This is a genomic window from Bacillota bacterium (genome assembly GCA_040757085.1).
Lineage (GTDB): Bacteria > Bacillota > Sulfobacillia > JACIYH01 > JACIYH01 > JACIYH01.
The window spans coordinates 58,430-76,614 of sequence record JBFLXJ010000033.1 but is presented as its reverse complement, the minus strand read 5'-3'; the positions used below and the strand labels follow the sequence as shown (position 1 = coordinate 76,614).

Below are 18,185 nucleotides of genomic sequence, written 5' to 3'. Positions count from 1 at the left end.
AGGGGGTGGATGAGGCAGGCGAGTTGGGCCCGGACGGGGAGGGGAGATGAAGTGGCAGAACTGCAGTTGAGTGAGAACGGCCTGGTGGTGTTGCGGAAGCGGTACCTGGCCAAGGATGCCAGCGGGAAGGTGGTGGAGACTCCGGAGCAGTTGTTCCGGCGGGTAGCACGGAACATCGCACTGGTGGAAGGTCTGTATCTGGTTGAGGTATATGATCCCGAGGGAGGTCAGACTCCCCATGGCGAACCGGGGACTCCGCCGGCGGGGTGGCCGGAGCGGCTGGGAGTACTGGAGGGACTGACCCGCTGGGATTGGGAGATGTTGCAGCGCGCCTACATATGGCTGGACAGGCACGGGCACATGAGGGTGCCTTTTGACGAACTGGCCAGGGTGATGGAGCGAGAAAGTGCCGGCATCCGCTCTTTCCAGGATCGGCTGTACGACGCCATGACGGAGAAGAGGTTCATGTTCAACTCGCCCACCCTGATGAATGCGGGGCGGGAACTGAGCCAGTTGTCGGCCTGCTTCGTCCTGCCCGTGGACGACTCCCTGGTGGGGATTTTTGAAAGTATCAAACATGCTGCCCTCATCCACCAATCGGGGGGCGGCACGGGCATGAGCTTCTCGCGGCTTCGCCCCAAGAACGACGTGGTGCGTACCACCGGTGGCGTTGCCTCCGGGCCGGTGTCCTTCATGCGGGTATTCAACGCCGCCACCGAAGCCATAAAGCAAGGGGGCACGCGTCGCGGAGCGAATATGGGTATCTTGCGGGTGGATCACCCCGACATTATGGAGTTCATCACCTGCAAGCAGGACAACGCCGACATCACCAACTTCAACATCTCGGTGGGGATTACGGAAGAGTTCATGCGTGCGGTGCGGGAAGACCGTGAGTACGACCTGGTCAACCCCCGTACCGGGGAGGCAGTGGGTCGCCTGCGGGCGCGCGATGTTTTCGACCGTATCGTGGAGGGGGCGTGGCGGAACGGGGAGCCGGGCATCGTCTTTCTGGATCGCCTGAACCGGGACAACCCCACCCCCGAACTGGGCGAGATCGAGAGCACCAACCCCTGTGTCACCGGTGATACCTGGGTGATGACGGGTGAAGGCCCGCGCCAGGTGCGGGAACTGGTGGGCCGGCCTTTCGAAGCAGTTATCAACGGCGTGTGCTACAAGACCGGGAAAGAGGGCTTTTTCAGGACAGCGACCAGGCCGGTCGTGAGGCTATCCACCCGGGAGGGGTACAGCGTCCGGCTCACCGCCGACCATCGGGTCCTGCGCTTGGTCGACCGTGCGCGCTACCGTATTGGCTGCGAGTGGGTCAGGGCGGGGGAACTCAAGCCCGGCGACCGGATCGTCCTGCACGACCATCGGTCGCTTCCCGGCTGGACCGGAGAGTTGAGCGAGGGTGAGGGTTATCTGCTCGGCCTGCTGGCCGGCGACGGAGTGCTCAAGAAAAATGCAGCTGTCCTGGCTGTGTGCTCCGGGGAGGAAGCGTCTGGCGGCGTGGCGGCAGGAGGGGGAGCGGTGTGGGAAGCGGTCGACGGCCCGCCCGCGCATGGGGGAGCGTCCGCGGCCATGCGGCTTGCGCTGGGGTGCGCGGAGGCAGTGCCGCACCGCATGGACTTCACCGGGTGGGTACCGCTCACCGGTTGCGGGGACTTCCGCCTCAATTCGGCTGCTTTGGAGGTGCTGGCGGGGCGGATGGGGATGCGTCCGGGCGCCAAGGCGGTTTCCCCGGAGATCGAACGCGCTTCGTCAGAGGGCTACCGGGGCTTCCTGCGCGGCCTCTTTGACTGCGCCGGCTCGGTCCAGGGGAGCCAGGAAAAGGGCGTGAGCATCCGCCTGTCCCAGAGCAGCCTTGATCTTTTGCGTTTGGTCCAGCGCATGCTGCTCAGGCTGGGCATGGTGAGCACCATCCATGAGGAGCGGCGGCCGCCTGCTGCCCGGCTGATGCCGGATGGCAAAGGACGGGCCAGAGAGTACAGGGGCACGACCCGGCACGAGTTAGTCATCAGCGGCGATAACGTGGCCGTGTTTGCGGAACGGATTGGCTTTGGCGATAGCGTCAAGGCGCGGAAGCTCGCATTGCTCCTCCGTGCCTGCCGGCGCACGTTGAACCGCGAGCGGTTCGTGGCCACCGTCCTGGCGGTCAAGGAGGACGGTGTCGAGGAGGTCTACGACGTGCGGGTCCCCGGCGTCAACGCCTTTGACGCCAACGGGATATGTGCCCACAACTGCGGGGAGCAACCTCTGCTCCCGTACGAGGCGTGCTGCCTGGGGTCCATCAACCTTTCGCTTGCGGTGAGGCCGGGCGCGGAGTCATGGGAAAAACTGCGGGTTTGGGATTTGAGGGGCGAGGAACTGCTGGCCTACGCCAGGGAGGCGATAGATTGGGATGAGCTTTCCCGGATTACCCGTCTGGGCGTCCGTTTTCTGGATAACATCATAGACGCAAACAAATACCCCCTGCCCGAAATCGAAAAGATGGCCCGGGGCAACCGCAAGATCGGCCTGGGCGTGATGGGCTGGGCGGACATGCTCATCAAGCTGGGGATCCCCTACGATTCCTCCGAGGCACTGCGCCTGGCTGACGAGGTGATGGGGTTCATCCACCGCGAGGCACGGGAGGCAACTCGCCAGCTGGCACGGGAACGGGGGGCGTTTCCAAATTTCTCCCACAGCGTGTTCCGGGACGGTCCTCCCGTGCGGAACGCCACCCTCACCACTATTGCACCCACGGGCACCATCAGCATCATCGCGGGTTGCTCTTCCGGTATCGAGCCCCTGTTCGCCCTGGCCTTCTTCCGCAAGGTTTTGGAAGGCCAGCAACTGGTCGAAGTCAACCCGATCTTCGAGGAAGTGGCCAGGAGAGAGGGGTTTTACAGCCCGGAGCTGATGCGGCTGGTGGCGGAGCGCGGCTCGGTCCGGGGGCTACCCGGCGTCCCCGAGCGGTGGCAGCGGGTGTTCGTCACCGCCCTGCAGATCGATCCCGAATGGCACATCCGCATGCAGGCCGCTTTTCAGACGCACACGGACAATGCCGTCTCCAAGACGGTGAATATGTGCAACGAGGCCACGCGCGAGGACGTGGCGAAGGTTTACTTCCTGGCGTACGAACTGGGGTGCAAGGGCGTGACCATATATCGTGACCGGAGTCGGGAGGAGCAGGTGCTGAACGTGGGCACGGTGCGGAAGGGAGAGGAGCCGCCCGGGGAGCTGCCGCGGCAGGCGGAACTCGGGCGCTCTCAGGCTGTTTCGGGCGGTGTTCCGGGCCAGGTGCGTGTGGCGCCCGAGGAGCCCGTGCGAGCCGGGGGAGAGAGCGCGGAAGAGCGCCCGGCCGTCGGCCCGGTGGTGCGGGAAGGCGCGGCAGAGCCCCGGCTTGCGGCGGCGCCTGCGGGGGGCCGGGGAGGGATTACGCCAAGGGCCAGGCCATCGGTCACCCACGGCAGCACCGAGCGCATAAGGACGGGCTGCGGGAACCTGTACGTGACCATCAATGAGGACGAGTACGGCCTGTGCGAGGTGTTCGCCTCCATGGGCAAGTCGGGCGGCTGTGCGTCATCCCAGTCCGAGGCGGTGGCCCGGCTCATATCGCTGGCGTTGCGTTCGGGAGTCCGGCCGGAGTCTGTCGTGAAGGAATTGCGGGGCATCCGCTGCCCGTCGCCTGCCTGGGTGGAAGGCGGTGGAATGGTGCTTTCCTGCCCGGACGCCATCGGCATTGTGCTGGAGCGCTATCTGAAACGGAAGGCTGCGGCCCGAGAGAATACGGCCCGGGAGAGCATTTCTCCCAACCCCGGCAGTGTCGGCCAGCATTCCTGGGATCAGATGGCAGTGAGTCTCGATCCCGTCGACAACCACATGGGTGCCTGCCCCGAGTGCGGTGGCCACCTCACTCACGAAAGCGGGTGCCTGGTCTGCCATTTCTGCGGTTTCTCCCGTTGCGGCTAACCGGGCTGCGTCGTGCAAACTAGCAGGGGGTGGTGCAGGTGGCGAGAGTCCTGCTGGTACAGCCCCGCCCCGCGGGGGGGGTGGGCTTCGGAAGTACTGCGGTGGTGGAGCCGCTGGGTCTGGAGGCAGTGGCCGGGGCCCTCCTTGACCGGCGCTGGGGTCCCCCTCACGAGGTGAACCTGGTGGACCTTTTGGCGCCGCGGTGGCTCGATCGCGCCCTGGCAGAGTTCGAACCCCAACTGTGCGGGATCAGCTGCGGGTTTACCATGGACGTTTACCGCACCAGAGCGGTGGCACGGCGGGTGAAGGAACGGCGGCCCGATTGCTTCGTGTTCGTGGGCGGGCACCACGCCTCCCTTTGTCCGGAAGACTTCTCCGGGACCGAGGTGGACGCCGTGGTGGTGGGCGAGGGTGAACTCACGGCCCGGGAGTTGGTGGACACGGTGGCCCGCGGCGGGTGCCTGCGGGACGTATCGGGCCTGGTGCTGAACACCTCCTCGGGACAGGTGTGGACGGGCGAAAGGCCCCCGGCGGCCCTGGATGATCTGTCTCCGGTGGCCCGTCAACTGACGGCTCCTTACCGCCGGTTCTACTACCTGGGTCTGCAAAAACCCATGGCCTCGGTGGAAACGGCCCGGGGCTGCCCCTACCGGTGCACCTTTTGCTCGGTCTGGAAGTTCTACCGGGGAACGGTCCGGGTCAAGAGTCCGGCCCGGGTGGCGGAGGAACTGGATGGGGTGCGGGAAGAGTATGTCCTTATCACCGATGACAACTTCCTGCTGAGCGTCCCGCGGGCGGAAGCCATCGCCCAGGAGTTGAAGCGTAACCGCATCCGCCACCGCTATACCGTCCAGGCCCGGAGCGACACGGTGGTCAAGCACCCCGACCTCCTGCGCCTGTGGAAGGAAGTCGGGCTGTACCGGGTGTTCATCGGCATGGAAAAGGTGGATGACGAAGAACTGCACGTCCTGAACAAGAAGAATACGGTGGAAAACAACGTGCGAGCCCTGGACGTGTTACGGCGCCTGGGAATAGCCGTGACCCCGTCCTTCATCGTGGATCCGGATTACACCCACCGTCAGTTCGAAAAGCTGCGTGCGTTTCTGCGCAAGTACCGGATTTCGGCGCCCTCCATTGCCGTGCTGACTCCCCTGCCGGGAACCGAGCTTTACCGCAAGTGGAGAGACCGCCTGATCACCACTAACTACGAGTTGTACGACCTGTTCCACAGCGTTATCCCAACCCGGCTCAAGCTGGAGGATTTTTATCGGGAGTTCACGTCGCTTTACCGTACTGCCGTGCGCAGCAGTTGGTACCTGATCCCCAACCTGTTCATCCTATTGCGGAACGTGATGGCGGGCCGGGTGTCCCTGCCCCACATTTGGCGTATCGCTTCGGGCGTCAGGTGTAGCCTCAATCCCCGTTTTTACCTGCGTGGCCACCTGGCCGATTTGCGCGGCCGCTCGTGAAGGTGCACAGGAGCAAGAAGGCGCGGGCGGCACCGGAGGGTTGGCGGGGCGCCGGTTGTCCTCCGGTACTGCTGCGCCTTTCTTGCGGGTGCCAGGCCGGAACCTGCAGTCCGATAGCAGGTAGCGGCCACCGGTACAGGGCTGCGGGGCGGATCGTTTGCCGGTAGGCCGGGTTGCCTGCCACCCGATGTATAGACGGGCCGGCTGGGGCAAGCGTTGCACAGCGACGGAGGAAACGGGGCCCCCCGAGAAGAACTGGTTAGGCTGGCAGGTCCGGGCGGCTGGGCAGCAGCGCCCTGTTATTCCGGGCTAGGGGGTAGCGGTGCCCTGCTGCGCTTGGGGTGCATCTGCAACGTTAGTGCGTCGCGAGGCGTCATTATGAGTAGGAACGGCGCGCCGGGAGCGGGCGGGAAGATGGTGCCCGAGGCGGCGGAATGGCTGAGGGTGTACCGGTGTGATCCCGCCCGGGCAGTGGAGCAGGCTATGCAGCGGTACGGCGACTATATCCTGCGCCTGGCGTACCTTACTCTGGGAGACCGTCACGAGGCGGAAGACGTGGCCCAGGAAACGTTCCTGCGGGCCCTGGCGAAGGGGGGTCAGTTCAGGGGAGAATGTCAATTGGGGGCCTGGCTGGGTCGCATTTGTCTCAACCTGTGTCGTGACCGGCGGCGGACGGCCGGCCGGACCATGCTGCTGGCAGATCCCCTTCCTGCCGTGGGAGAGGACGGGGAGGGGGGATGGCGCCGGGTGCAGCAGCAGCGGATGCTTGCCATGGTGAGAAGGTTGCCGCCCGTATACAGGGACGTGGTCATGTTGCACTACTGGAGTGGCTACGACACCGTGGAGATCGCCCGGGCCATGGGGGTAGTTCCCGCCACGATACGATCCCGGTTGCACCGGGCCAGGTTGATGCTCAAGACCCTGCTGGAGAAAGAGGGCTGGACCTCATGATGGGGGAGCGGGGCCAGGAATTCAGGAAGATTGAGAGCCCCTGCTCGGGTTCGTGCGAGGAACTCCTTGAGCACATGCGGGTATGGGCCGACGGGCTGGTGCCCCCGGACCTGGTTTTCGATGTTACCATGCGGCGCCGCGTGCTGGCTCAGGTGCCGGCCATTGTGGCCCGCGAGGGGCGACGCCGGGTGGTACGCGCCCTCCGGGTGGCGGCGGTTGCAGCCGCAATCCTGGTCATGCTGGGGGGTGTGGTGGTCGACCTGCGGGCCCAGGTGCCACCGGTGGTGGAGGATCCCGGGGGCCAGGGAGGCTTGGTCCTGACCGCCCGTGCTCCTGTACCGTCCGTGCGCGATGAGGCTGTTGCAGGTCGCGCCGGGTTGGCCCCGGCGCCGGAAGGGAAGGCCCAGGCAAGTTACTACGCCAAAACAGCGCCTGCCCGCGTGCGCCTGCTTCGCGTGCTGGGCACGCCGGCGGCTGCCCAGGCACGGTCCGCACTGGCGAAGGAGGACGGGAACACCGTCTGGGCGCGGGGGACGGCGGAGCCGGCGGGCCTGACCGCAGTGCCGGAAATGGAAGAGGTCCGCTTTTCCGAACCCCTGACCTATGCGGGCGAGGTATCCGGACAGGCCGTGGTGGTGACGGCCACGGGCAGGGTGTGGCGCTACGTGGGAGGTTCGCTCGTGGGCGGGGAGAACCTGCTGCCCGCCGCCGGCCGGGCGGGCAGTCTGGTACTGCTGCCTGGGAAAGAGACTCCCGTGGCCCTGTGGGTGGATTCCCAGGGGGGCTTGCGGCTGAACGGGGACCCGGCTGCCCTCAGCTTGCCCGCCCAGGTGCACCGCCTGTGCCCGGTACCGGGGGGTGGCACGGTGACGACCCTGCTCGCCGCAGGCGCCCTGCGGCAGAGGGGCGGTTACGAGGTTCAGGTGTGGTTGCTTGCCTGGCAGCAGGGAAGCCTGAGTTTCGAGGGGGTGGGTGGGCGGCCCTACCTGGCGCCCGAGCATCCCGACGTGCTGGACCTGGCGGCGTGCCGGGGTGACAGGGGCCTCACCGTGTATCTGGCGGTGCGAGCGGGGCAGCAAGAGGTGTCCTATCTGGGGGAGGGGCGGGACGGCCAGTTGCGCTGGCGGCGGCTGCCGGCACCCATCTTCCGGCCCGGGACGGCGGTGGCTTCCGCCGCGGGTACCCTGGCGGGCGTGCACCCGGAGGGGAACGACGTGGCGGTCGTGGAATGGACCCCTTCACGGGGGATGGCTGCCTGGTTCCGCCCGGGTGTCTACAGGGTGCGGCGGCTGAGCTTTCCCGAACTGGGGGACCCCCTTCGGTCCGTGTACTTCTTTGACCCCGAGGATACGGGCCAGGAGGGCCTGTTGCTGGTGGGGCAAAGCGGTACGGTAGGTTACGTGGACCCGGCCCTGGTCTCCCGGCGGTAGCCTGGGGGGTTAACTTACCGTTTGCTGCCGGGTATAATGGGTACGATGGAGATGATCCATCGTACTTTTCGTATCCGGTGGTGATTTGTCTTGGGGAAGAAGGTCGGGCACCTGCCGGGTGGCAGGTTCTACGGCTCATCCACCGTTGGGGAGCGCGGGCAGGTGGTGATCCCGGTCGAGGCGCGCAAGGAACTGGGCCTGGAGATCGGGGACAAGGTGATGGTTTTCGGAAGCCATCACGGCAACGGGCTGATCCTGCTCAAGGCGGACCTGGTCACCGAGTACTTGCAGGACCTGTTGCGGGCGGTGGGCCTGCGTGTCCTCGAGCAACCGGCCGGCCCGGAACAGCCGGGAGGGCGGGAACGCACCGGGGACGGGCCCGGAGAGCGACCGGGCCGGGAGGGTCGGGAATAGATGCGAGGGCTGCGGCGGCTGGTACCGTTCTTGCGCCCGTACCGCAATCTCCTGGCCTGCGGCGTGGTCATGATCCTGGTAGTGCCCGCCGTGGCCGCCCTTTCCCCCTGGGTGCTCATGTGGGTGGTGGACGCCATCCTGGAGCAGGGGCGTTGGAACTTGCTTCCCTGGGGCGCCGTTGCCCTGGTGGCGGTGGCGGGTGCGCAGGGGGCAGCCAGGTTCCTGCAGCGATATTCCATGCAATACGTGGCCCAGCGGGTTACATACGATCTCCGCAACCGGCTCTTCGGGCATCTGCAGCAACTTTCCTTCGGGTTTTACGACCAGGCCCAGACGGGCCAGATCATGTCCCGGCTCACCATCGACGTGGAGACGGTCAATCGCTTCCTGGCCATGGGCATCATGGGCACGGGGAACAGCCTGTTGCAGGTGATCGTCACCCTGGGCATCCTGTTGCGACTCAACTGGAGGCTTACCCTGGTATGCATGGCCGTCTTCCCCCTCCTGGTCCATGCGGTGATACAGTTCGGCAGCCGGGTGCGTCCCCTGTGGCGCCAGATTCACCAGCAGGTGGCCGTGCTGAACGCCTACCTGCAGGAGAGCCTGGCCGGCATCAGGGTGGTGCAATCCTTCGCCCGCGAGGACCTGGAGAAGGAGAAGTTCACTGCCCAGAACCGTCGCTACATGGAGATTACCATGATGGCCCTGCGCGGGCAGGCATTCTGGGGACCGTACATGAACTTCCTGGGTGCAGCCGGCACCGCGCTGGTGCTCGGATACGGAGGCCGGGAGGTGATGCTGGGCCGGCTCACCGTCGGGGGCCTGGTGGCGTTCACCTCGTACCTGGGGCAGCTCATGATACCCATCCGGCAACTGGGCTTCCTGGTCAACCTCGCCTCGCGGGGGACGGCCGCCGCCCAGCGCTTGTTCGAGTTGCTGGATACCCCGGCCGAGGTTAGAGAGAAGCCGGGGGCCCGCAAGATGCCTCCGTTCCGCGGCCACGTCCGCTTCGAGAACGTTTCCTTCCGTTACCGTTCGGGATTCCGGGCCCTGGAGCACGTCGATCTGGAGGTGCAGCCCGGACAGACGGTGGTGATCCTGGGGCCCACGGGTTCGGGCAAGAGCAGCCTCATCCACCTGATCCCGCGCTTTTATGACGTGGACGAGGGACGCGTGCTCATCGACGGGGTGGATGTGCGGGACATGACCCTGGACAGCCTGCGCCGGCAAATCGGAGTAGTGACTCAGGAAACCTTCCTGTTTTCGGCGTCCATCCGGGAGAACATCGCGTACGGGCGCCCCGAGGCCACGCTGGACGAGGTGATCAGGGCAGCCCGGGCCGCCCACATCCATGACTTCATCATGTCTCTTCCCCGGGGATACGACACGGTGATCGGGGAGCGGGGAGTGGGACTGTCCGGTGGTCAGAAGCAACGGGTGGCCATCGCCCGGGCCCTTCTCATGGATGCCCGCATCCTGCTCTTCGACGAGTCCACCTCCAGCGTGGACGCCGAGACCGAGTACCGCATCCAGCAAGAATTCACCCGGCTGTTGCGTGACCGCACCTCGTTCATCATCGCCCAGCGCCTGTCCACCGTGCGCGCTGCCGACCTGGTGGTGGTTCTCGATGAGGGCCGCATTGTGGCCCGTGGCGGCCACGACGAACTCCTCCGGTCGTGCCCGCTTTACCGCAAGATATATGAGACCCAGCTGGGCGGTTCCGAAGGGGTGCCGGCCTGATGTGGTTCGGACCTCATGATGCCCTGGATGCCGACGCCCGCCTTTCCCAGGTCAGCCGCCGTGCCTACCGGGAACTGGGGCGCTGGCTGCGGCCGCACCTTTCGTCCCTGGCGGCAGCCACGGTGCTGGTGATCCTGGTGGCTGCCCTGGGGCTCCCCGGGCCTTACCTGGTCAAGCTGGTCATCGACCGCTATATCCCGGCCCGGGATATGCGCGGGGTGCTGGGCGCCGGCGCGCTCTACCTGGCTGCTCACCTGGCCCAGTGGCTGGCCCTGTACGCCCAGGTGTACATCATGTCGCGGGTGGGCCAGACCGTCGTGTTCGATGTGCGCCAGCGCCTGTTCGCCCATCTCCTGGGCCTGGGCCCGGACTTCTGGGACCGCACCCAGGTGGGTCGGGTCATGTCCCGGGTCACCAATGACGTGGATGCCCTCAGTCAACTGATCACCTCCGGCCTGGTGAGCACGCTGGGAGACCTGGTGAGCATCGTGGGCATCATCTACGTCATGCTGCGTATCGACGCGCCCCTGGCCCTGGCCTCCTTCTCGGTGCTTCCCCTGCTGTTTCTGCTTACCTGGGGATTCCAAGGGAGGCTGGTCCAGGCCTTTCACCGCGTGAGGCGGCGCATAGCCGATGTGAACGCTAACCTGCAGGAGTCCATATCAGGTGTGCGGGTGACCCAGGCCTTTTCGAGAGAAGAGGTTAATGCGGAACGCTTCGACGAAATCAACGCTCGCAACTTGCGGGCCAACGTGCAGGCCGCCGCCCTGGAGTCTGCCTTCTACCCGGCGGTGGAACTGGTGGGAGCGGTGGGGTCGGCGGTGGTGGTCTGGTACGGGGGTTACCTCATCTCGCTGGGGGAGGTACCCCTCGGCACCGTGGTGGCCTTCCTGAGCTACCTGGCTCGGTTTTTCATGCCCATCCGGGAAATCACCCAGGTTTACAGCGTGTTCCTCTCCGCAGGGGTTTCCACCGAGCGCATCCTGGAGATCCTGGGCACCCAACCCGCGGTGAGGGAGGCCCCGGACGCGGTCGAACTGCCCAGGGTGCGGGGCGAGGTGAAGTTCGAGGACGTCAGCTTCTCCTACGAGCCCGGCCAGGAGGTGCTGCACCGCATCAACCTGGAGGCGCGGCCGGGAGAAACCGTCGCACTCGTGGGCCCGACCGGGGCGGGCAAGACCACCGTGATCAACCTGCTGGCCCGCTTTTACGACCCCCAGGAGGGGCGCATCACCATAGACGGCCATGACATCCGCCGCGTGACGCTGGCCTCGTTGCGTCGCCAGATGGGAGTGGTGCTGCAGGACAGCTTCGTTTTCTCGGGTACCGTCCGGGAAAACATCCGGTACGGCAGGCCCACCGCTAGCGACCACGAGGTGGAAGAAGCCGCGCGAGCGGTGGGGGCGGATGCCTTCATCCGCCGGCTCCCTCAGGGCTACGACACCGAGGTGGGGGAGAGGGGGGCCCGCATTTCCGTGGGGCAGCGGCAGCTCCTGGCCTTCGCCCGCGCCCTGCTGGCCGATCCCGCCATCCTGGTGCTGGATGAGGCCACCTCCAGCGTGGACCCGTACACGGAGGCCCTGATCCAGGAGGCCCTGCGCCGCCTGCTCAGGGGCCGCACAGCGGTGGTGATTGCCCACCGGCTTTCCACCGTACGGGACGCTGACCGCATCTACGTGCTGGACGAGGGCCGCATCGTGGAAGCAGGCACCCACGATGAGCTCCTGGCCCGGGGCGGCATGTACCGGCGCCTGTATGACATGCAGTTCGCCGCCGCCGCGGGGGGTGGTGCCGGTATAGCGACACGGCGCTGGAGGCCAAAATAAGCGGGACCGGGCCGGGCGGTGGTGCAGGTTTTGAGCGTCAGGAAGGAAGATCCCCTGGCTCCCCTCAAGGAGGCCATTGCCAGGGAGTTGGGGCTGTGGGACAAGGTACGGGCGCGCGGATGGGGCGGTCTGAGTGCTGCGGAGACGGGCCGCATTGGCGGTCTGCTTTACCATCGCACCCGGGCCGCCGCGCTAGAGCACGAACAGGATGACGAAGTAGGCCGCGAGCAGCACCAGGCCGAGGGGGATGCCGGTGCGGGCCCAGTCGCGGCTGCCGATGCCGAGCTTCCCCGCCGAGATGATGTTGGGGATGTTCCCGGGGATGAGCATTCCGCCGGAAATGAGGAGGCCCATCAGGATCGCCCGCACCTGGGCGTCCGTCATCTCCCGGGTGATCTCCGCCGCGGTCAGGGTAGCGTTGTCTAAGACGGCAGAGACCATGTTAATCCAGTACAGGATCTGGGGGGACAGCTTGAGCACGTACATGTCGATGACCGGCTTGAATCCTTCCCCCAAGAGGACCAGCGCCATCACGAACAGGTAGACCTTCAACGCTCTTACGATGACACCGGGGACGGTTTCACCCCGGATTTCCCGCCGCTCACCCCCGGGCGTCACTGCCCGCCCCCGCAGCAGATAGGCGGACAGGACACCCAGCGCGAGGATCCCCGGCACTATGAACTTTGCCAGCAGCCCGGCCAGGTACCAGAATCCCTGGCCCATTTTGGATGTGGCGATGGTAGAAAGGGGTTCTCCCACCGGCGTGAGCGCAGCCCCCAGGCCGATGGCAAAGCAGGCGGCCACGGTGAAGGGCACCCGGCGTTGCCTGTCGACGGGCAGGGAGTTGACGATTTCCACCAGTACCAGGGAAGCGATGATGGCGGTGATTATGCTGGACACCATGCCCAGGGCCACCACCACCAGGGCCCCGAAGAAGGGCAGGGACAGTTTGCGCACGGCCCCTTCCACTGTGGCCCCCACCTGCTTCTGGAGGAACCGGAACAGGAGCCCGGCTACCAGGACGGCGCCGGTGATCATGAGGGGTTCGCGGAGCGCGTGCAGGAAGAGGTGCACGCTGAGGGTGCGGGAAACCAGGGTAGCCGCCACCCCCATCACAAAGAGAAACGCCTCCAGGTTGTGCTCGACGGGACGGAAAACGAAAGGAAGTACCAGGACCAGAATCAGGATGGCTACGAGCCCTGCTACCACGGTGTTCGTTCACTCCCCCAAAAAAGTTTGTGCCGGCGGCCCCGTCTCGGGATCGGGCTTGCCCCCTAAATGATTATGATCCCCACCGCTCGTGTCAAGGGACCGATCCGCGACAAGAGGGGGGTCGCCGGACTGTTGCATGGGACCGGGCGGCTTGGCTAGAATACCGGTGGCTGTCCTGCGGCCCCCGGTAGCCGCCTGGGACGATAAGGGAGTGGGTGGAACTGGATCTGGCCAGGTTACAGGAGACGTTACGGGAGGCGCTGGTTCGGGCGGTGGCCGAACTGGGTGCCCGCATCGCGCCGGAGGAGGTGGGCCTGGAAACCCCGCCACGGGAGGAGTTCGGGGACCTGTCCTCCCCCGTGTGCCTGACCCTGGCCCGCACGTTGCGGCGGCCTCCCCTGGACATGGCCCGCGAGGTGGCGGAGAGCATAACCGCGCGCGTTTCGCGCGGCGAACTGCCCTGGGTGCGGGAGGTGACGGCCACCGCCCCCGGCTACGTGAACTTCCGGCTGGCAGCGGGCAACCTGGCCCTGGAGTTCCTGAGCCAGGTGGCCGAGCGGGGAGAGGCGTACGGTCGCAGCGATCCCGGCACCGGGCCCAAGGTGGTCATCGAGCACACCAACATAAATCCCAACAAGGCTGCCCATATCGGTCACCTCCGCAACGCCTGCCTGGGAGACACCCTGGCCCGGTTGTACCGGGCGCGGGGGTATCAGGTGGAGGTGCAGAACTACATCGACGATACCGGCGTGCAGGTGGCCGACATCGTGGTGGGGCTGCACCGCCTGGGTTGTCGTCCCCGGCCTGACGAGCCCTTTGACTACTTCTGCTGGGATCTTTACACCGAGGTGCAGGACCTGTACGAGCGCGACCCGGGTGCGCGCGAGTACCGCCGCCAGGTGCTCTCCCTGATCGAAGAAGGGGATAATGAGGTCGCGCGCACCGCCCGTGAGGTGGCGGAGGCCATTGTGAAGGAGCACCTTCACACCATGTGGCCGCTCGGGATTCGCTATGACCTCCTCACCTGGGAGTCTGACATCCTGCGGGCCGGGTTTTTCCGCCACGCCTTTGAAATGTTGCGGCAGGAAGGCACGTTGGTCAAAGAGGAGACGGGTCCCAACGCCGGCTGCTGGGTGGTCAAGCTCTCCGACCTGCCTGAGTTCGCCCACCTGGAAAACCCGGACAAGGTCCTGGTGCGTTCGGATGGCACCGCCACCTATACGGGCAAAGACATCGCCTACCAGTTGTGGAAGTTCGGCCTGCTGGGGAAGGACTTCCGTTATCGCCCTTACGTGCGGCAACCGGACGGGACCGTCCTGTGGACGTCCACCACCGCCGATGGCCAGGAGGGTGAATTCGGGCGGGCCTGGCGTGTGATCAACGTCATAGATGTCAGGCAAAAGTACCTGCAGGACGTCCTCCGTTATTCCTTGCGCCGGCTGGGGTTCGAAGAGGCGGCCCGCAACTCCATCCACTTCGCCTACGAAGTGGTGGCCCTCTCGCCCCGGGCCGCCCGGGAGCTGGGCCTTGAGGTGGAAGAAGACGCCGGGGCGGTGGCCATGTCCGGGCGCAAGGGGGTGGGAGTGAAGGCAAAGGACCTGCTGGCCGCCGCCGAGCGCCTGGCCCTGCGCGAAGTGGAGGCCCGCCACCCGGAATTGGAACCCTCCCGCCGGGAAGAAATCGCCCGCTCCATCGCCTGTGGCGCCGTGCGTTACTACATGGTGAGGTTCCACCCCAACACCCTGGTGGCCTTTGACTTCGACGATGCCCTGAGCATGCAGGGGAACAGCGGTCCCTACCTGCAGTACTCCCATGCCCGGGCGTGCAGCATTCTTGCCCGTGCGCGCGAACGGGGCCTGCTGGCCGTGCCCGCGGGAGAGCAAGGTTTCGGCAGGGAGCCGCAGGTGGGGCCTGCGGAAAAGGCCCTGATCCTGAAGATGATGGAGATGTCCCTGGTGCTGGGCAAGGCCTGTGACCTCAACCTGCCCTCACTGTTCGCCGATTATGCTTACGGGCTCGCCCAGGTGTTCACCGACTTCTATGAGACCACTCCCGTCCTGGCTGCGGAACCCGAGGAGCGGCGGTTTCGTCTGGCACTGGTGGACGCTTTTCGCCGTGTGATGGCCGGGGTGCTGGACATCCTGGGCATCCCGGCGCCCGTCGTCATGTAGGTGAAGGTTGTGATCCCGGCCCGGCTGCCGGGAGATCAGCGGGGCGTTCTGCCTGTGCTGTCGGGTGAGAAGCGGAGGGAGGAGCATGCGACTGACGGTACTGGGGGTTTGTGGCGGGTACCCGGCGGCGGGGAGAGCTTGTTCGGGGTACCTGGTGCAGGCAGGTCCGATCTCGGTGCTGGTGGACTGCGGCAGCGGGGTGATGGCCAACCTGGCCCGCCACGCCGACTTCCGCGGCCTGGAAGCCGTCGTCTTTTCTCACCTGCACGGAGACCACATGTCCGACTTGCTTGTGCTACGGTATGCGGTTCAGCGTGCCGTCGCTGACGGCACGCGCTCGCGGCCGCTCACGCTGTACGCCCCGCCCCTGCCCGAGGAAGAGTTCGAGCGCCTGCGCTACAAGCAGGTGCTGGATCCCCGGCCCATCGACCCCGACGAGAAGCTTGACCTGGGAGGGCTGGTGTTTCGGTTCCTGGCCGTGCCCCATACCGTGCTTACATACGCCATGTCGATAGAACAGGGGGGCAGGAAGCTCGTATATACGGGGGACACCTCCTGGCACGACCCCCTGGTGGAATTTGCCCGGGACGCCGACCTCTTGCTGTGCGAGGCGACCCTGCTCGAGGACGAGCCACGGTCGCCCGGACACCTCACGGGGCGCCAGGCCGGAGAACTGGGCCGGCGGGCAGGGGCCAAGCGCTTACTCCTCACCCACCTCTGGCCCACCGCGGATTGGGCGAAGGTGCTGGAAGAAGCCCAGGCAGTCGTGGGGGAAGCGGGCCTCCCCGTGGAACTTGCGGGTGAGGGCAGCCGTTACCAGATCTAGGGATGTCCAGGTGCCGGCACCGGAGAGATCCAGGCGTGCGGATGGCTGCCCCATGAGATCAGGAGTTGCGCGTGGCGGTACGGGGGAGGGGAGTCGCGGGCACGCCGGGGACGAATGTTGCCGTAGACTGAGTTCAGAGAGGGATATTCTTGCCTGCGTCGAATGAGCACGGAGAAACCATCGGGGGGCTAACATACCGTTGGACAAGAAGGAAAGCGCCCGGGCAGCAAGCAAAGGCGAGACGAATAAGAGGAGGGTAGCTCGCCTCCTATCCCGGGCGGCAGGTCATCTGGCACGCGGTAACCATCGTTACGCGGCCCGAGCCCTTTACCAGGCTATGGACGAAGATCCCCACAACCCGGAGATCCGTCGTCAACTGGCAGAGGTCCTCCTGGATTCCTGCGAAGACTGGATGGTGGGAGGGGCACTGGGGCGGGAGTGGACGGAGCAGCGGATGGCGGCCGTGATCGATCCCCTTCGCCCGCTCCTGAGGGGGAACGCCGACCCTGAAAGCCTGAAGTTGCTGGGGCGCATATATGCCCGCTTCCGCCGTTATGACCAGGCGGCCGAAGCCCTCAACCGCGTCATCGCCACGGGCAACGAGGACGCCGAGGCCCATGACCTCCTGGGACGCGTGTACCTGCAACTGGGCAGGCTCGAACTGGCAGCCGAGCATTTCCAGCGGGCCATGTCCGTGCAACCGCGCAACGCCTCCGCCATGGTGGGAGCGGCCATGGTGGAGATGCAGCAGGGTAGATACTCCCAGGCGGTCAGTTGCCTCCGTCAGGCGGTGGAGGCCGATCCCTCTTGCGCGGAGGCGTACTGCCGTCTGGGGGAACTGTACCTGTATCACCTGGGCAACCTGCGGCGGGCTTCCCTCATGGCCCGGCAGGCCCTGCTCGCCGATCCGCAGTATCCCATGGCCCGCCACCTGCTGGGGATGGTGCACTACCTTAGCGGCGATGTGGAACAGGCCGTGCGGGAGTGGCAAAAGACGGTTTCCGGCCTGAATGCTTACGGTCCCTCCCTGCACACCCTGGCCAACGTGGCCCTCGAGCAGGAGGATTACCAGGCGGCACGCGGGTACCTGGAGCGTCTCCTGTTCGCCTATCCCGACGATGCCGAAGCCAAGGTGAAACTGGGACTGGCCAACGCTGCCATGGGTGACTATTACGGGGCTTCCCGCCTTTGGGAGGAGGTCCGTCGTCAGGACAAGCAGGAAGGATATGCGCGGGTGTTCCTGGCCGACCTGTATGCTTCCCTGCACCGCTGGCAGGAGGCATGGGAGGTACTGGAGGAGGCGCTGGCCCTGGACTTGCCTGCCGACCTGGACGAGCAGCTGCACGATTTGCTGCTGGAGGCATACGCTCACTGCCCCATCTATGAACTGGCCGCCCGTACGGTCGATGCGGCGGTGCGCCGTTACCCCAGCGACCCGGCCATCCTGCTGGCAGCGTCCCTGGTGCACACCGGAGGGAGGAGCTTCGCCCTGGCCCGTGAGTATGCGGAACGGGCACGGCGTCTGCAGCCCGCCGACCCGGGTGTGTACCGGGTGCTGGGGGTCTGGCACATGGAGCGGGGCGAGCTGGAACAGGCCCGAGAAGTCCTGGAACGCGGCCACGCCCTTGACCGCAACGACCCCCGGACGGCATGCGACCTGGGGGAACTGCACGCCCGGCGCGGGGACTGGGAAGAAGCGGTGCGCTGGTGGGAGGACGCCTGCCGTCTCGACCCGGAGGATATGGGGTACCTGCGCCGCCTGGCCCTTGCCTACCAGCGCACGGGGAGGGCGGACAAGGCTCGCGAGGCGTGGGAGCGGTACCTGGTGGTGGTTCCCGAGGACATTGTGGCCCAGATGTTGTACGGACAGGTGTGCCTCCGCCAGGGAGACCTGGTTACGTGTGAGGCCGTGTGCCGCCGGGTAATGGCGCGCGAGCGCTCCCACCCGGTGGCGCTGACCCTGCTGGGAGCATGTGCCCTGCGGGCCGGGGATGCCAGGCAAGGTCTGCGGTACTTCAAGGCGGCCTGGAAGCACGGGCGGGACGTGTTTCTCGCCACGTGGCCCGCCCTCGACCTGGGGGGCGAGGAGACGCTCCCCCGGCTGGTTACAGCGTTGCGCAGGGGACGCTACGACCAGGCGTTCAAGGCCGACATGATGGGCCTTTTGAGCGAGGCAAGCTATACCCGGGGGTGAA

11 protein-coding genes are annotated in these 18,185 nt (G+C 66.0%); 10 read left to right on the top strand and 1 reads right to left on the bottom strand.

Features of this window, described 5'->3' with window-relative positions:
- Nucleotides 1–51 precede the first annotated feature (51 nt).
- The 7 genes from AB1446_12865 (at nt 52) to AB1446_12835 (ending at nt 11,781) form a co-directional block, all read left to right on the top strand.
- Nucleotides 52–3,951, top strand: coding sequence for an LAGLIDADG family homing endonuclease (locus AB1446_12865; protein MEW6547776.1), 3,900 nt, complete (start codon nt 52–54; stop codon nt 3,949–3,951).
- Nucleotides 3,952–3,989: 38 nt separating this feature from the next.
- Nucleotides 3,990–5,420, top strand: a complete 1,431-nt coding sequence (locus AB1446_12860; protein ID MEW6547775.1) for a radical SAM protein — start codon at nt 3,990–3,992, stop codon at nt 5,418–5,420.
- A 378-nt stretch (nt 5,421–5,798) separates the two neighbouring features.
- Nucleotides 5,799–6,371, top strand: a complete 573-nt coding sequence (locus tag AB1446_12855) for an RNA polymerase sigma factor (GenBank protein MEW6547774.1) — start codon at nt 5,799–5,801, stop codon at nt 6,369–6,371.
- Nucleotides 6,368–7,801, top strand: a complete 1,434-nt coding sequence (locus AB1446_12850; protein MEW6547773.1) for a hypothetical protein — start codon at nt 6,368–6,370, stop codon at nt 7,799–7,801. Before AB1446_12855 ends, AB1446_12850 begins: the two co-directional genes overlap by 4 nt.
- Nucleotides 7,802–7,891: 90 nt before the next feature.
- Nucleotides 7,892–8,215 carry an AbrB/MazE/SpoVT family DNA-binding domain-containing protein gene (locus AB1446_12845; GenBank protein ID MEW6547772.1) on the top strand — a complete coding sequence of 108 codons (324 nt, stop codon included), beginning with the start codon at nt 7,892–7,894 and terminating at the stop codon, nt 8,213–8,215.
- A complete protein-coding gene (locus AB1446_12840; GenBank protein ID MEW6547771.1) occupies nt 8,216–9,955 on the top strand; it encodes an ABC transporter ATP-binding protein in 1,740 nt (579 codons plus the stop codon).
- Nucleotides 9,955–11,781 (top strand): ABC transporter ATP-binding protein, encoded by a 1,827-nt coding sequence (locus AB1446_12835; protein MEW6547770.1) that lies wholly within the window; start codon nt 9,955–9,957, stop codon nt 11,779–11,781. Before AB1446_12840 ends, AB1446_12835 begins: the two co-directional genes overlap by 1 nt.
- Before the next feature lie 192 nt (nt 11,782–11,973).
- Here the strand turns inward: AB1446_12835 and AB1446_12830 are convergent, their stop codons facing one another.
- Nucleotides 11,974–12,990 (bottom strand): DUF1646 family protein, encoded by a 1,017-nt coding sequence (locus AB1446_12830; protein MEW6547769.1) that lies wholly within the window; start codon nt 12,988–12,990, stop codon nt 11,974–11,976.
- Between the two features lie 218 nt (nt 12,991–13,208).
- Between AB1446_12830 and AB1446_12825 the strand changes: the two genes are divergently transcribed.
- The 3 genes from AB1446_12825 (at nt 13,209) to AB1446_12815 (ending at nt 18,184) form a co-directional block, all read left to right on the top strand.
- Nucleotides 13,209–15,164 carry an arginine--tRNA ligase gene (locus AB1446_12825; protein MEW6547768.1) on the top strand — a complete coding sequence of 652 codons (1,956 nt, stop codon included), beginning with the start codon at nt 13,209–13,211 and terminating at the stop codon, nt 15,162–15,164.
- Between the two features lie 85 nt (nt 15,165–15,249).
- Nucleotides 15,250–15,990: an MBL fold metallo-hydrolase gene (locus AB1446_12820; protein ID MEW6547767.1), complete on the top strand. Its 741-nt coding sequence runs from the start codon at nt 15,250–15,252 to the stop codon at nt 15,988–15,990.
- Nucleotides 15,991–16,189: 199 nt separating this feature from the next.
- Nucleotides 16,190–18,184, top strand: coding sequence for a tetratricopeptide repeat protein (locus tag AB1446_12815; GenBank protein MEW6547766.1), 1,995 nt, complete (start codon nt 16,190–16,192; stop codon nt 18,182–18,184).
- Nucleotide 18,185 lies beyond the last annotated feature (1 nt).

What these genes read in the sequence shown, in the direction of transcription:
- AB1446_12855 (MEW6547774.1), top strand. Translation starts at nt 5,799, where the DNA reads ATGAGTAGGAACGGCGCGCCGGGAGCGGGCGGGAAGATGGTGCCCGAG.
- AB1446_12850 (MEW6547773.1), top strand. Translation starts at nt 6,368, where the DNA reads ATGATGGGGGAGCGGGGCCAGGAATTCAGGAAGATTGAGAGCCCCTGC.
- AB1446_12840 (MEW6547771.1), top strand. Translation starts at nt 8,216, where the DNA reads ATGCGAGGGCTGCGGCGGCTGGTACCGTTCTTGCGCCCGTACCGCAAT.
- AB1446_12835 (MEW6547770.1), top strand. Translation starts at nt 9,955, where the DNA reads ATGTGGTTCGGACCTCATGATGCCCTGGATGCCGACGCCCGCCTTTCC.
- AB1446_12820 (MEW6547767.1), top strand. Translation starts at nt 15,250, where the DNA reads ATGCGACTGACGGTACTGGGGGTTTGTGGCGGGTACCCGGCGGCGGGG.